Below are 13,823 nucleotides of genomic sequence, written 5' to 3' on the forward strand. Positions count from 1 at the left end.
AGATCGATAGGTGAGATGCTAGGCGCCTGGACGTTTCGGATCCAAGGCGTCTCGCACCGCGTCTCCGAGGAAGTTGAACCCCAGCACTGTGAGCGCCAGCGCGAGCCCTGGGAACACCGCCACGTGGGGAGCCACGAGGAGGTACTGCGTTCCCTGGTCCACCAGCGCGCCCCAGGAAGGTGTTCCCGGCGGTGCGCCCAGGCCCAGGAAGCTCAGTGAGGCTTCGGCCAGGATGGCTCCGGGAAAGGCGAAGGTCGCTTGGATGAGCAGCGGCCCCGCCGCGTTCGGCAGAAGGTGACGGAACAGGATGCGCGCGTTCCCGCTCCCCAGGGCCCGCGCCGCCTGCACATATTCGCGCTCGCGCAGCGTGAGCACCTGTCCCCGTGCCAGTCGCGCGTAGCCCGTCCATCCCGTGAAGGACAGCGCGAAGACCACGTTGGCCAGGCTGGGCCCCAGCACCGACGTGATGAAGATGGCCAACAGGATGCCCGGGAAGGCGAGCAGCACGTCCACCAGCCGCATCACCACCTCATCCACCCAGCCGCCCACGTACCCTGCCAGTCCTCCGAGCGTCACTCCGACGAGCGCTGACACCACCACCGCGAAGAACGCCACCACCAGCGACACCCGCGCTCCGTAGAGCACATGGGTGAGCACGTCGATCCCGTTCTCCCCCGCGCCTAGCAGGTGCGCGGTGCTTGGTGGTGCCAGCTCCGCGGAGAGTTCGATCGCTTCTGGCGAATAGGGACTGATCACCGGAGCCAGCAGCGCGGTGAGCACCAGCAGCACCGCCACGCCCAGCCCGAACCGGCCTCCCAGCGTGCGCAGCCGGAAGCCCCGGCGCGGCACAACGCCCGGTGTCACCGCCGTGAGGGGAGAGGCCTCGCTCATGAGCGCCTCCTGACGCGCGGGTCCACGAGCGTGTACGCCACGTCCGTCAGCGTGTTCACGAGCACGTAGCACAGCGTGAACACCATCACCGTGGCCCGCACGGTGTTGTAGTCGCGCTTCTCAATGGCCGTGAGCAGCAAGGTCCCCATCCCCGGCCACGCGAACACCTTCTCCGTCACGATCGCTCCGCCCAGCAGCGTGCCGAACTCCAGCCCCAGTACCGTGAGGATCGGCAACAGCGCGTTCCGGAACGCGTGCTTCCACAGCACCGCGTGCGGGCTCAGCCCCTTGGCCTTGGCCACCGTGACGAAGTCCTCGCGCAAGGTCTCCAGCATCGCAGCTCGCGTCATACGAGACAGGAAGGCCGCCAGCGCTGTGCCCAGCGTCACCGAGGGCAGCACCAGGTGGCTCCACGACTCAGCGCCGGATACCGGCAGCCAGTCGAGCCACAGCGCGAACACGATGATCAACATCGGCCCCAGCCAGAAGCGCGGCACCGCCACTCCCGCCACCGCCACTCCCATCGCCGCCGAGTCCACCGCCGTCCCCTTACGCGCCGCTGCCGCCACGCCCAGAGGAATCGCAATCCCCACCGCGATGAGCAGCGAGGCCACCGTGAGCTGTAGCGTCTTCGGCAGCGCCTCGCCAATCGCCGGCAGCACCTTCCTCTGGAACGGAGGCAGCGAGGTGCGCAGCTCGCCCGTGGCGAAGTCCCTCGAGAACGTCCACAGCTGCGCGTACCACGCTTGGTCCATGCCCACCGCGCGCCGCAGTGCCTCGCGATCCACCTCGGAGGCCTGTTCCCCCAACATCACGTCGATTGGATCCCCCGGCACCAGGTTCAGGAACAGTGAGATGAGCAGCAGCGCCCCCACCACCGCGATGCCCGCCGACACCAGGCGCCTCATGGCTTCACCATCCGCGCCCTCGCCAGCGAGCTGAGGAAGCCGTGCGCGCTGGGCTCGAAGCCCTCGAGCCGCCGAGATACCACCGCCACGCTGCTCTCGTGCCACAGCGGCGCATATGGCAGCAGCACATCCAGCCGCGCCTGGGCCTTTGCATAGAGCGCCTTGCGCTCCGAGGGCTCCACCCGGTTCGCCTCCTCCAGCAGCGCGTCCAGCTCCGCGTCCCTCAGCGCGCCCCGGTTCAGCCCTCCCCAGTGGTTCTCCTCCGTGGGCACGTTCTTCGAGTGGTACACGTTGCGCAGCAGGTCCGGCTCAATCACCGACGCCCACTTCAGCGTCACCATCTCGAAGTTCCCGCGCCGGATGTCGTTGAAGAACGTGCCGAACTCCAGCGGCCGCACCTCCACAGCCACGCCCCCGCGCGCCAATTGCTCCTGGAGCACCAGCGCCACCGACTTCCGGAACCGGTCCGTGCTCACCTTCAGGCTCAGCCGCAGCCTCGGCTGGCCTCCGGGCCCGTCCGGATCCACATAGCCCGCCTCATCCAGCAGTCGCGCCGCCTCGGCCGGGTCGTACCGGCAGCCCTCGCTCGGGCTGTAGGCCCAGTGCGTGCTCGGGAGCATCCCCGTGGCCGGCTTCGCCAAGCCGTGGAACTTGTGCTCCACCACCGGCTTCACATCGAGCAGGTGGCACACCGCCCGCCGCACCCGCTCGTCCGCCAAGGGCCCCGAGCGCAGGTTGAAGCCCAGGTACGCATAGCCTGTCCCCGGCCGCACCAGCACCCGCAAGCCTGGCTCCTTGCTCAGCAAGGGGAGCACCGCCGGAGACACCGCGTTCGTCACCAGATCCGCCCGGCCCTTGAGCAGCTCCAGCACCCGCGTCGTCTCGTCTCGCACCACCCGGAAGTACAGCCTCGGAATGGCCGGGCGACCTCCGTAATAGCCCTCGAAGGCCACCAGCGAGAGGTGCTCCTCGTCCGGTTGGGACTCAAACTGAAAGGCTCCCGCGCCCACCGGATGCTCCGCTTGCAGCGCCACCCCGTCCGGCCCCGCACGCTCCGCTGGGACGATGCTCAGCGACAGCTCCGCCAGCAGCGCCGCGTACGGCCGGCGCAGGTGGAACCGCAGGGTGCGATCATCAACCACCTCCACGGACTCCACCGCCTCGTACCGCTCCGCCTTCGGACTTTGCAGCGCGCGAGAGCGCACCCCGTCATAGGTGGCCTTCACGTCCTCGGCCGTGAGCGCCGTGCCGTCATGGAAGGTGAGCCCCGGGCGAAGGGTGAACTCCATGACGGTGGGGGACAGCGCCTGGAAGGACTCGGCCAGCGCGGGCACCGGCCTGCTGCTGTCATCGAACGTGAGCAGCCCGGGCGCAATCAGCTGTCCTATCCGCTGGCCCGTGGCTGTCAGCGCGAAGCGGTCATCCACACTGTCCGGAGGCGCCTCCACCAGCACGGTGATTCCGTCGGGCGCAGGCTCCGGACGACACCCGGCTGTCAGTGCCAGCAACAACCCCAGGACCGTGTGGCGAAGCAAGGGCATCCGTTTCCTGGTCGAGTCATCCCGAAGTGGTACGGTCGATGCCGGTACGCACCCCTCGGCACCTTCTAATGTTCCGGACGTGGTCCGGGAGCATTCGTGATGGCGCTGGAACAGAAGGTCGGTCCACGGGGTTGCAGGTGCGCATCGACGACTGCCTGATGAAGAAAAGTCTACATCCTCGGCATTGCAACTTCGCCTGGCGGATGAGCAAGCGCCCAGCCAGGGCTGCGCCTACTCTTCCTCCCTTGAACTTCCGAGATCGGCTTCTCATGATGGCGCGCGACTTCCCCGGAGCCCGTGTGCAGGTTCATCGAGCCAGAGCCCTCTTGGCCGCGACGGCCGCGATCATTCTTTCGCTTCCCGCAGCTCACGCAGCCCCGGCCGACAAGAAGGCCGAGCGCGAGGCGCTCAAGACAGCCTTGCTCGACGTCCTCCAACGCACGCCGCTCAAGGCCAGCCGCGTGGGCATCTCCATCCAGAGCCTGGATGACAGCTCCGTGGTGTTCAGCCAGAACCCGGACGACTTGCTCAACCCGGCTTCGAACGTGAAGTTGGTGACGTCGGCCGCAGCGCTGGCGACGCTGGGGCCCGAGTTCCGCTACGAGACCGAGTTCCTCGTGGACACGGAGCTGCCGCTGGACGGCAAGGTCAAGACGCTCTACGTGCGCGGCAAGGGCGACCCGTCCATGACGACCGAGCGCCTGTACGGCGTGGTCTCCGAGCTGATGCACGCGGGCTTGCGCGAGGTGCAGGACATCATCGTCGACGACTCGTGGTTCGACCCGGAGCGCACGCCGCCCGGTTATGACCAGGAGGAGTCGGACCGTGCGTACATGGCGCCCACGGGCGCGGTGAGCCTGAACTGGAACGCTACGGCCATCTACCTGCGGCCGGGCACCGCTCAGGGGGCCAAAGGCTCCGTGGAGATGGAGCCCTCCAGCGACTTCTTCGTGGTGGAGAACAACCTCACCACAGGCGGCCGGCTGGCCCGGCGCGTGGGTGTGGCCAGCAAGCCCTTCGGCGACAAGCAGAAGATCATCGTCAAGGGCCAGGTCTCCGCCGAGCAGGGCGTGGTGAGCGTGTGGAAGAAGATCGACAGCCCGCCCATGTACTTCGGCTACACGCTGAAGGAGATGCTGAAGACGCGCGGCATCAAGGTGAAGGGCAAGGTGAAGCAGGGCCTGGCGCCCACGCGGGCCAAGCTCGTGCACGTGGCCCAGTCGGACACGTTCGACCTCATCCTCAAGCGGCTCAACAAGCTGTCCAACAACTTCGTGGCCGAGACGCTGCTCAAGACGATGGGCGCCGAGGTGAAGGGCACGCCCGGCAGCTTCCAGAAGGGCATCGAAGTGGTGGAGTCGTTCCTCGAGCGCGAGGTGGGCATTCCTCCGGGCTCGTACGTGATGAAGAACGGCAGCGGGTTGAATGACAGCAACCGCTTCTCCGCCACGCAGATGACGCGCATCCTGCGCTACATGTACCAGCGCTTCCCGCTGGCTCCCGAGTACCTGTCCTCCGTCGGTATCGCCGGCAAGGACGGCACGCTGAAGTACCGCTTCGAGGGCAGTGAGGCCGTGGGCCGCCTGCGCGCCAAGACGGGCACGCTGGAGAACGTCTCCGCCCTGAGCGGCTACGTGCAGGCCACCGGTGGCGAGCTGTTCGTCTTCTCGATGATGGTGAATGACTACCCCGGCCGCTCGGGCCCCGTGGTGCAGGGGCTGGATGCGCTGGGCGCGGCAGTGGCCGCCACGGGCTCGTCCCTGGGGCCCTCGCGCGCGGTGGCGGCGCTGTCCGACAGCGCTCGGCCCGGCAGTGAGCTGGCCGCGGTGGCCAGCCGCATCAAGACGTACATGGAGCTGGGCAAGCAGCGCGACCAGCGCAACATCAGCTTCCTCCGCACGGCCTGGCGCAGCGAGCGCGACCCGGCAGTGCGTGCGGTGCTGGCCGACAGCCTCTACCAGTCCAACCCGAGCGACTACCTGGGCGCTCGTACGCTGCTCGACAGCTACTCCGCGAGCGGTGACGTGTACGGCCGGCTGCGCGCGGTGGCGCGGGAGCTGTCCGTGGATGTGCCCGGCGTGGGCAGCATGGTGGAGCTGGCGGCGGGCGGGAACGCGGAGGCACTCTCTCGCGTGGTGGAGCTGGCGGGTGCGTCGCGCGGGGATGGGCCGGCGGAGACGGAGCTGGCCCAGGCGCTCGGTGAGGTGGCTCGCACCGCGCCGGAGGAGCTCGTGGGGGCGCTGCGCGAGGCGGGCAACGGCGAGCGGGACGTGGCGGTATCGCTGCTGGCCCGTGGGCTGGTGCAGGTGGGCGATGCGGACCATCCGTTCTGGAAGTCCCTGCGCAAGCAGCTCGGCGCTTCGGATCCGGCCCTGGTGACGTTCGTGCGCAACCTGGATGCCACGCTCTCTCAGAAGGTGGCCGAGCAGAAGGCGCCTCGGGCGCCGGACTCCGTGGAGGTGTCGGGTCCGGGCTCGGCAGTTCCGGTGGGGCCTGGTACGTCGCGGACGGCCGAGACGCGTCCCGGCGGGTAGGAACTGGAAGGGTCCGGGCTCCTATCCCCGGATCATTTCAGGACTCTTGCCGCTCCAAGCAAGCAGCCGAGGACCCGAGCGCGCCCGGCATACTCGCCGGGTTCCGCGCCCGGCTTGGTTCGTGTATACCTGTACAGGTGTTCGCTGGGTGCTGAACCCGGTGGATTGGCGCCGCTCCGTGGTGGAGCGGCTACCGAGCGGCTGGCCCGAGGTGGGCTGGCTATCGAAAGGCAGGGCAGTCATGGCAGGAGGCGTCAACAAGGTCATCCTCATTGGCAACCTCGGAGCGGACCCCGAGGTGCGCTTCACCCCGGGCGGTCAGGCGGTCGCCAACTTCCGCATCGCCACCAGCGAGAGCTGGAACGACAAGAACGGGCAGAAGCAGGAGCGGACCGAGTGGCACCGCATCGTCGTCTGGGGAAAGCTGGCCGAGCTGTGCGGCGAGTATCTGAAGAAGGGCCGCCAGTGCTACGTCGAGGGCCGCTTGCAGACGCGCGAGTGGACCGACAAGGAGAACCGGAAGAACTACACCACCGAGGTGGTGGCCACCGCAGTCACCTTCCTGGGCGGGCGTGAGGGTGGCGCCAGTGCGGGCGCGGGCGGCGGCCAGCGCGGCGGAGGCTCGTACTCGCGCGGCGGCGGGGGCGATGATTTCGGCGGGCCTCCTCCGGGCGTGGATGATGGCGGCATGAACCAGAGCGGCGGCAACGGCGAGGACGACATCCCGTTCTAGGCCGCGGCTCAGGGCACCCCCGCAAACACTGGAGCCCCGGTTCCCATGCAGCACGGGAACGCGGGGCTCCTTGCGTTACAGCCTTCGACGGAGCCCCCGAGGGGCTCCCGCTACATCTCGATCTGCATGCCCTCGCCGGGGCCGAAGGCCTCACCGGCCTGGAAGAGCGCGAAGATGGCGCCCCAGGACATGGCCAGCAGCACCAGGAATATGATGATGACCACCGGCTCGAAGCGCCGCATGGAGCGCTCGCTGGCGAAGATGCCCCACGCCATGCAGAAGTTCTGGACGCCGTTGGCGATGTGGTACGCCGTGCCCAGCGTCCCCAGCACGTAGACGAACAGCGTGGGGCCGTGGAAGCGCATCTCCCGGGCGATGTCGTTGAAGGCCTCGGCCTGGCCGTGCAGCAGCCGCGGCGCCAGGAACGCCTTCCAGATGTGCGCGCCCAGGAAGGCCAGCACGCCCAGGGCGCTCACGCGCTGGAGGATGTACTTGAGGTTGCCGTAGTTGTTGTACGCGAGGTTGTTGGGCTTGAAGCTGAACATCCGCACCAGGCCCCAGCCCGTGTGGAACAGCAGCGGCAGCAGCGAGACCATGAACGCCAGCGCCTGCGAGAACGGGTGCGCGTACGTGGTGACGGCGCTCTCCCAGGCCGTGGCCCCGTAGAAGGCGGACAAGTTGTCCCACAGGTGGTTGATCACCCAGAGGGTCAACGGAAAGATGGCCAGGAACGACCCCAGGCGGGACTGGAGGAGCGGTGTCTTCTGGGGGAGGGCAGCGGCTTCGGTGCTCATAGGACTCCGGCAACGCGCGGGGGACGACTCCGCGGGTAGGTGGGTCGCGCGGGGGTTATAACGCGTCCTGGCGGCTCAGGGGCTGGGATCCGCCAGCCCAGGTGGCAGTCAGGGCGCTTGGAGGCATAAGCCGGGCCGATGCCTCGGTCCAGAAACTCCTCCTAGGGCGGGCAGGGGGCCGGACGCATTCTTCGTTGGCGAGCGCGGCGGTGTTGGGCACGCTACAGCCTCTCCTTATGGCCGATGAACTCATCAGTGGGTTGTTGAAAGACGTGGATGTGCGCGTGGTGCTCGCGCTCACCTCGGAGCTGTCGCGCCAGGCGCGGGCCACGCACAAGAGCCTGCCCGCCTCGGCCGCGCTCCTCTCGCAGGGACTCACCGCCGCCGCGCTCATGGGCGCGCTGCAGAAGGGCGAGACCCGCATCAACATTCAGCTGGAGTGCGATGGGCCGCTGCGCGGCTTCTTCGTGGATGGGGACACCGCCGGGGTGGTGCGCGGCTACACGAAGAACCCACTGGTGGCCCACATGGGCGCCGAGGGCGGGTACCGCTGGCGCCCCGTGCTGGGCAACAAGGGCTTCATCTCCGTGCTGCGCGACACCGGTAGCGGCGAGTACTACCGCTCCTCGGTGGAGCTGGAGCGCTTCGACTTCGCCGAGGACCTGGAGCGCTACTTCGGCCTCTCCGACCAGGTGGCCACCCAGCTGACGCTGGCGCAGCTGCCCACGCCGGGCAATGGCGCTCCAGAGCCCCTGGGCATCGTGGCGGGCGTGCTCCTCCAGCCGCTGCCGAACGGGGACCGGGAGGCCTTTCAGGCGCTCGGGGCCCAGGTCAAGGCGCGCTTCCACGAGGTGCTTCAGGCCCACGCCGCCGAGGGGGGCTCCGCGCTGCTCAAGGCGTTGCTGCCCGGACGGACGGACCTGGAGGTCATGTCCCGCTACCCGCTGCGCTTCACCTGCACATGCAGCCGCGAGCGGGTGAAGACCGCCCTCATGGCCATGGGCCGCGAGGAGCTGACGGATCTGCTGGAGAAGGAGGGGAAGGCGGAGGTGACGTGCCAGTTCTGCACGACACACTATGTCATCCCCAGTGAGGAGATCCGCGAGCTGATGAAGGAAGCCGGGCAGTAAACAGAGAGAGACAGGCCGTGCGCCCCCAGGCGAGCGGACTCGCGACACCCCCGGCGACCTACGCGGGGGGTAGCCCTGGGCCTTCGCTCAAGGTATGACGGAGCAGCACCTCAGCTGGAGTCTCCATCCGTGGCTACCAAGCGGGCAGTGCCTGGTAAGGGAAAGTCCTCCAGGAAGGGCAAGCCCTCGCCCAATCCTTCCAAACCGCAAGAGGCGGAGAAGCTCGTCTCCATCCCATCGGACGTCGTGCTGGCGCCTCAAGCCGAGGCGCCTCGCATGCCCACCGGGAGAGATCAGTCCCGGCAGCGCTCCTCTGTGAAGGAGCTGTCGTGGGCGGACTTCGACCGGGCCGTGCAGGAGATGGCGCGCACCATTGGCCAGTCCTACAAGGCGCAGGCCGTGGTGGGCGTGGCCCACGGAGGCGTCTTCGTGGGCGGGGCCCTCTCCAGTGCGCTCGGCTGCGAGTTCTTCCCCGTGCGCCTCACCCGCCGCAGCCGGGACCGGGGCGATTCGAAGAAGCTCCAGCTCTCTGGGGAGATGCCGCGAGAGCTGAAGGGGCGCCGCGTCCTCATCGTGGACGACGTGGGGGCCAGCGGCGACACGCTGGAGCTGGCCAGCACGCTGGCGCGCAAGGTGGGGGCCCGCGAGGTGATGACCGCCGTCATGGTCGCGCGCCCCGAGAGCTACACGCCCGACTTCTGCGCCCTGTCCACCGCGGCGTTCATCGTCTTCCCCTGGGACTATGAGCCCGTGACGGGGGGAGCGGAGCTCGCCGACGACGTGGACCCCGATCAGGCGGGGGCCTAGGAGGCGGACACGCGCGATGATCATCGGGACGGCGGGCCATATCGACCACGGCAAGACGTCCCTGGTGAAGGCGCTCACCGGCATCGACACGGACCGGCTGAAGGAGGAGAAGCGCCGGGGCATCACCCTGGAGCTGGGCTTTGCCCACCTCACGCTGGATGACGGCACGCTGGCGGGCGTGGTGGACGTCCCCGGCCACGAGCGCTTCGTGAAGGCCATGGCCGCGGGCGCTGGCGGCGTGGACCTCGCGGTGCTGGTGGTGGCCGCGGACGAGGGCGTCATGCCCCAGACACGCGAGCACCTGGACATCTGCCGGTTGCTCGGCGTGAAGGCCGGGGTCATCGCGCTCACCAAGAGCGACTTGTTGGCGGAGCTGGGCGAGGAGTGGCTCGCGCTGGTGAAGGCGGATCTGGTGGCTCTCACCGCGGACACCTTCCTGGAGGGCGCGCCCGTGGTGCCGTGCTCCTCCAAGACGGGCGCGGGGCTGCCGGAGCTGCGCGCCGCACTGACTCGCGCGGCCCAGGGCCTGCCTCAGCGCCCCTCGGATGGGCCCGTCTTCCTGCCCGTGGATCGCGTCTTCACCATCAAGGGCTTTGGCACCGTGGTGACGGGCACGCTGCTGTCCGGCACTTTGTCAGTGGAAGAGAGCGCCGCGCTGCTTCCCGGACGCCCGGGGCCGTTCCGGGTGCGAGGCATCCAGGTGCATGGGCAGGCCGCGCCGAAGGCCCACGCGGGCATGCGCACCGCGGTGAACCTGGTGGGCGTGGAGCCCGACGAGATTGATCGCGGCATGGTGCTGGTTCGCTCCGGCGAGCTGCCGGAGACGCGGATGCTGGACGTGGAGCTCAGCCTGCTCCCTGCGGTGGAGGAGCCGCTGCCCCGGCGGCGCAAGCTGCTGCTGCACCTGGGCACCGCGCAGGTGGAGGCCACCGTGGCCCTGCTGGACCTGGAGAAGCTGGAGCCTGGAGAGACGGGCCTGGCCCAGCTCCGGCTCGCTGCGCCCCTGGCCGCGCTCGTGGGCCAGCGCTTCATCCTTCGAGGCTCGCGCGCGCTGCCCGGCCGGGGCGCCACCGTAGCCGGGGGGAGGGTGCTGGCCATTGCTCCGCCTCGGCGCCGCAAGGGGGCCTCCGAGGTCGTAGCCCCGCTGCTGGAGGCGGACGCGAGCGGGCACGTCACGTGGCTGCTGCGGCAGGCGGGCTACCGAGGGCTCACGCAGGCGGAGCTGTTCGGCCGCTCGGCGCTGCCGCCCAAGGTGCTCACCCGGACGCTGGAGTTGCTGGGCTCGCGAGGCGCGGCGCTGCTGGTGGATCGCGACAAGCGCCTCTACCTCTCGGGCGAGGTATTCGAGGGGCTCCAGAAGCGAGCCCTCGCGCTGCTGGCCGCCTTCCACGAGCGAGAGCCGATGCGCGAGGGGCTCTCTCGCGAGGAGTTGCGTCAGCGGCTCTCCGCGGAGCTGGACCCTCGCATCTTCCAGCGGGTGGCGCAGGCGCTGGTGGACACGGGCAAGGCGGAGCTGGACAAGGAAGTGATGCGGCTCAAGGGCCGGGGACGCACCCTCACGGTCAGTGACGAGGGCGCCCGGGCGCGGGTAGCAGCGGAGCTGGCCGCCGCGGCGCTGGCTCCTCCGACCTTCAACGAGCTGGCGCAGAAGCTTCAGTTTCCCGTGCCCCGGCTGCAGGAGCTGCTCAAGGTGATGGTGTCAGAAGGAGCCATCGTCCGGGTGAGCGATGAGCTCCACTTCGAAGCGGGGGCGCTGACTGCTCTGCGAGAGCGGCTCGTGGCTTACCTGCGAGAGAAGAAAGAGATCTCCACCCAGGCCTTCAAGGAAATGGTGGGCCAGAGCCGGAAGTTCGTCATCCCCTTGTCGGAATACTTCGACCGGGAGAAGGTAACTCTGCGAGTCGGTGAGAAGCGGACCCTGCGGCGAGGATGAGCGAGCAACCCTACAGCCAGGCAGCCCTGCGCGCCCTGATCGAGGCCTTCAGCCACCCCATCGTCGTGGTGACGGCCCCTCACCTGCTGTGGCTGGCGAACGAGGCCTACCTCCGCCTGGTCGGCATGTCTCGCGAGCAAGTGGAGGGCCAGACCTTCCTGAACTTCGTCAACCAGGAGGAGCGCAGCCGGCTGGCGATGCGCTTCCAGATGTTCTTCGACGGGCAGGTCCCCACCTCCAAGACCCTCCGGCGCCTGATGCCCTCCGCGGATGGGCGGATGCACGATGTGTCCACTTACTCGCAAGAGATCAAGCTTGAGGACGGCGCGCGCGGGCTCCTCATTAACATTCACGAGATGCCCGATCGCCCCCCTGTGCTGGCCATTGCAGAGCGCCTGGTGGAGACCTCCGCCCGGCTCGTCAGCGCGCACTCCGCGGAGGACGTGCGCCGTGTCGCCCTGGAGGGGCTCTCGTCCGCTGGCTTCCGCGCGAGCTTCCTCAGCTGGGATGGGAGGATGATGACCTCCTCGGCCGTGGAGGTTCCCCGCACCGATGCGTCGCTGGCCGTCGAGGCGCTCAGTGAGGGGCGCGCCATCTACGGAGGCACGAACGCCACCGAGGCGAGCCACGTCTACCTCCCTCTGGGCGATGCGCGGCACGGCGTGCTGTGGGTGGATGGGCCGGGGCTCGATCCGGCGCACGGCTCGGCGCTGGCGCTCTTCGCCAAGGTGGTGGGCACCGCGCTCTCCGAGGCGCGGGTGCAGGCTGAGCGCACGAGAGATCAGTGGGAGCTGCAGGCGCTGGCGGAGGTGGCGCGCTTCGTTGCCCAGCCCGTGCCTCCCAGCCCCGAGGCCTTCTTGGAACGGCTGACGGCGCTGCTCTCCGCGGACGCAGCCCTGCTGCTGATCCAGGAGAAGCCTCAAGCCGCGCTGGCCCCCGTCGCGCACTTCGGTCTCCGGGCCGAGGAGCCGGGCAAGATGGCGCTCTCCCTGGGGCACGTCCTCGCCGACGCGGCGATGAAGGCCGAGCGGGGAAGGCTCTCGGGACCGTCCGAGGAGCTGGCGCTCCGTGAGGTCTCGGGAGGCAGGTTCGGCAGTGGCGCGGCGGTGCGCATCACCCGCGGTGGCAAGGTGTGCGGCACGCTCCAACTGCTGCGCGCGCCCGGCAAGCCCTTCCAGGTGCAGGACCTGCGGCTGCTGGGCACCCTGGTCGAGCTGTTGGTGACGCTGCTCGAGCAGCACCGCCTGCGCGCCGAGTCCGCGCGGCAGCTCTCCGAGACCAAGCTGCTGTTGGAGCTGGCCCGGACCACGGCGGGCGTGCTGGACCCGGCGGGCATCCTGGATGTGGCGGCGGACTTCCTCGTCCGCCTGCTGGACGTGTCCAACTGCTACATCCTCCTCTACGAGGAGCCTGCCAAGGTGCTGCGAGGCGCCGCCAGCTCCGCCACCCACCGCGACTTCTTCCGCTCGGTGAAGATTCCTCTGGATGGGGACAGCCTGTCGGCCCACGTCGCCCGGCACCGCCGCCCCATCGCCATCGAGGACCTGGAGATGACGCCCGGCGGCTACAACGACGAGCTGGCCCGACGCTTCGAGGAGAAGGCCGTCCTCGGGCTGCCGATGACGTCCCGGGACGAGCTCATCGGCGTGGTCATCGTGGACGACACCCGGGGGCCGCGCATGTTCGGCCCCGAGATCATCGAACTGGCGGAAGCCACCTGTGGCCAGTTGGCCCTCTCCATCGCCAACGCGCGCCTGTACGAGTCGCTGTGGATGTCCTACGCGGAGCTGGCCGCCGCCCGTGCGGAGATGGTCAAGCGCGAGCGCCTGGCCGCCCTGGGCGAGCTGTCCGCCATTGTCGCCCACGAAGTGCGCAACCCCTTGGGCGTCATCAACAACGCCGTCACCACGCTGCGACGTCTGCTCAAGGTGCAGGGCGATGCGGCCATGCTGCTGGACATCCTCTCGGAGGAGAGCGACCGGCTCAACCGCATCGTCGCGGACCTCATCGACTACGCCCGGCCGAGAGACCCCATCCTCCAGCCGGAGGAGGTGAGTCGCGTGTTGTACGACGCGCTCGAGGCGGCCCGAGGGCTGGCCGGTCCCGGCGCCATGGCCGTCACGTTCCGGGTCGAGGTCGAGCCCGAACTGCCGCCCGTGCACATCGACCGTCGGCAGATTCGGCAGGCGCTCGTCAACATGGCCGTCAACGCTGTCCACGCCATGCCTCAGGGCGGCGAGGTGACGGTGCGCGCCCGCCGGGAGCTGCACGACAACCGAGACCATGTGCGCATCGACATCTCGGACAAGGGCATGGGCATCCCCCCCGAGCTGCTTCACCGGGTGTTCGAGCCCTTCTTCACCACCAAGGCTCAGGGCACCGGCCTGGGGCTCGCCGTGGTCCGCCGCATCCTGGATGAACACCGGGGCGAAATTTCTGTCGATAGCGCTCCAGGCCGTGGCACGACCTTCACGATCCGGCTACCCTTCCTTCCACCTTCTCTCCAGTGACTGACGCCATCATCCCTCCCAGTTCCACTCCTCTTCCGAGCC

10 protein-coding genes are annotated in these 13,823 nt (G+C 68.9%); 6 read left to right on the forward strand and 4 right to left on the reverse strand.

Translation table 11 applies throughout. The annotated features are described in order from the left end of the window. Positions 1-18 precede the first annotated feature (18 nt). From DB31_RS06370 to DB31_RS06380, 3 genes are read right to left on the reverse strand one after another with little or no spacing between them, the layout of a single operon-like run. On the reverse strand, positions 19-891 hold the full coding sequence (locus DB31_RS06370) for an ABC transporter permease (RefSeq protein WP_083968043.1): 873 nt from the start codon (positions 889-891) through the stop codon (positions 19-21). Continuing rightward, positions 888-1,799: an ABC transporter permease gene (locus DB31_RS06375; protein WP_044183652.1), complete on the reverse strand. Its 912-nt coding sequence runs from the start codon at positions 1,797-1,799 to the stop codon at positions 888-890. Before DB31_RS06375 ends, DB31_RS06370 begins: the two co-directional genes overlap by 4 nt. After that, the gene (locus DB31_RS06380) at positions 1,796-3,340 is read right to left on the reverse strand and encodes an ABC transporter substrate-binding protein (protein ID WP_044183655.1); all 1,545 of its coding nucleotides are present in this window, start codon (positions 3,338-3,340) and stop codon (positions 1,796-1,798) included. The genes DB31_RS06375 and DB31_RS06380 overlap by 4 nt, the downstream gene beginning before the upstream one ends. A 299-nt stretch (positions 3,341-3,639) precedes the next feature. On the opposite strand from DB31_RS06380, the gene dacB reads away from it, so the two are divergent. Then, entirely contained in the window at positions 3,640-5,874 is a 2,235-nt protein-coding gene (gene dacB / locus DB31_RS06385) for a D-alanyl-D-alanine carboxypeptidase/D-alanyl-D-alanine endopeptidase (RefSeq protein WP_044184087.1), read from the forward strand. Between the two features lie 241 nt (positions 5,875-6,115). Then, a complete protein-coding gene (locus DB31_RS06390; RefSeq protein ID WP_044183658.1) occupies positions 6,116-6,607 on the forward strand; it encodes a single-stranded DNA-binding protein in 492 nt (163 codons plus the stop codon). Between the two features lie 110 nt (positions 6,608-6,717). On the opposite strand, the gene DB31_RS06395 is transcribed toward DB31_RS06390, so the two are convergent. Further along, positions 6,718-7,401 carry a succinate dehydrogenase/fumarate reductase transmembrane subunit gene (locus DB31_RS06395; RefSeq protein ID WP_044183659.1) on the reverse strand — a complete coding sequence of 228 codons (684 nt, stop codon included), beginning with the start codon at positions 7,399-7,401 and terminating at the stop codon, positions 6,718-6,720. 236 nt (positions 7,402-7,637) lie between these two features. Between DB31_RS06395 and hslO the strand changes: the two genes are divergently transcribed. The 4 genes from hslO (at position 7,638) to DB31_RS06415 (ending at position 13,781) form a co-directional block, all read left to right on the forward strand. Continuing rightward, positions 7,638-8,531, forward strand: coding sequence for an Hsp33 family molecular chaperone HslO (gene hslO, locus DB31_RS06400; RefSeq protein WP_044183664.1), 894 nt, complete (start codon positions 7,638-7,640; stop codon positions 8,529-8,531). A 129-nt stretch (positions 8,532-8,660) separates the two neighbouring features. Next, positions 8,661-9,338 carry a phosphoribosyltransferase gene (locus DB31_RS06405; protein WP_044183667.1) on the forward strand — a complete coding sequence of 226 codons (678 nt, stop codon included), beginning with the start codon at positions 8,661-8,663 and terminating at the stop codon, positions 9,336-9,338. A gap of 16 nt (positions 9,339-9,354) precedes the next feature. Next, the gene (gene selB, locus DB31_RS06410; RefSeq protein ID WP_044183670.1) at positions 9,355-11,271 is read left to right on the forward strand and encodes a selenocysteine-specific translation elongation factor; all 1,917 of its coding nucleotides are present in this window, start codon (positions 9,355-9,357) and stop codon (positions 11,269-11,271) included. Next, positions 11,268-13,781: an ATP-binding protein gene (locus DB31_RS06415; protein ID WP_044183673.1), complete on the forward strand. Its 2,514-nt coding sequence runs from the start codon at positions 11,268-11,270 to the stop codon at positions 13,779-13,781. The genes selB and DB31_RS06415 overlap by 4 nt, the downstream gene beginning before the upstream one ends. Positions 13,782-13,823: the final 42 nt, after the last annotated feature.

The organism is Hyalangium minutum, assembly GCF_000737315.1.
GTDB lineage: Bacteria > Myxococcota > Myxococcia > Myxococcales > Myxococcaceae > Hyalangium > Hyalangium minutum.

What these genes read in the sequence shown, in the direction of transcription:
- DB31_RS06370 (WP_083968043.1), bottom strand. Translation starts at nt 891, where the DNA reads ATGAGCGAGGCCTCTCCCCTCACGGCGGTGACACCGGGCGTTGTGCCG.
- DB31_RS06375 (WP_044183652.1), bottom strand. Translation starts at nt 1,799, where the DNA reads ATGAGGCGCCTGGTGTCGGCGGGCATCGCGGTGGTGGGGGCGCTGCTG.
- DB31_RS06380 (WP_044183655.1), bottom strand. Translation starts at nt 3,340, where the DNA reads ATGCCCTTGCTTCGCCACACGGTCCTGGGGTTGTTGCTGGCACTGACA.
- DB31_RS06390 (WP_044183658.1), top strand. Translation starts at nt 6,116, where the DNA reads ATGGCAGGAGGCGTCAACAAGGTCATCCTCATTGGCAACCTCGGAGCG.
- DB31_RS06395 (WP_044183659.1), bottom strand. Translation starts at nt 7,401, where the DNA reads ATGAGCACCGAAGCCGCTGCCCTCCCCCAGAAGACACCGCTCCTCCAG.
- hslO (WP_044183664.1), top strand. Translation starts at nt 7,638, where the DNA reads ATGGCCGATGAACTCATCAGTGGGTTGTTGAAAGACGTGGATGTGCGC.
- selB (WP_044183670.1), top strand. Translation starts at nt 9,355, where the DNA reads ATGATCATCGGGACGGCGGGCCATATCGACCACGGCAAGACGTCCCTG.
- DB31_RS06415 (WP_044183673.1), top strand. Translation starts at nt 11,268, where the DNA reads ATGAGCGAGCAACCCTACAGCCAGGCAGCCCTGCGCGCCCTGATCGAG.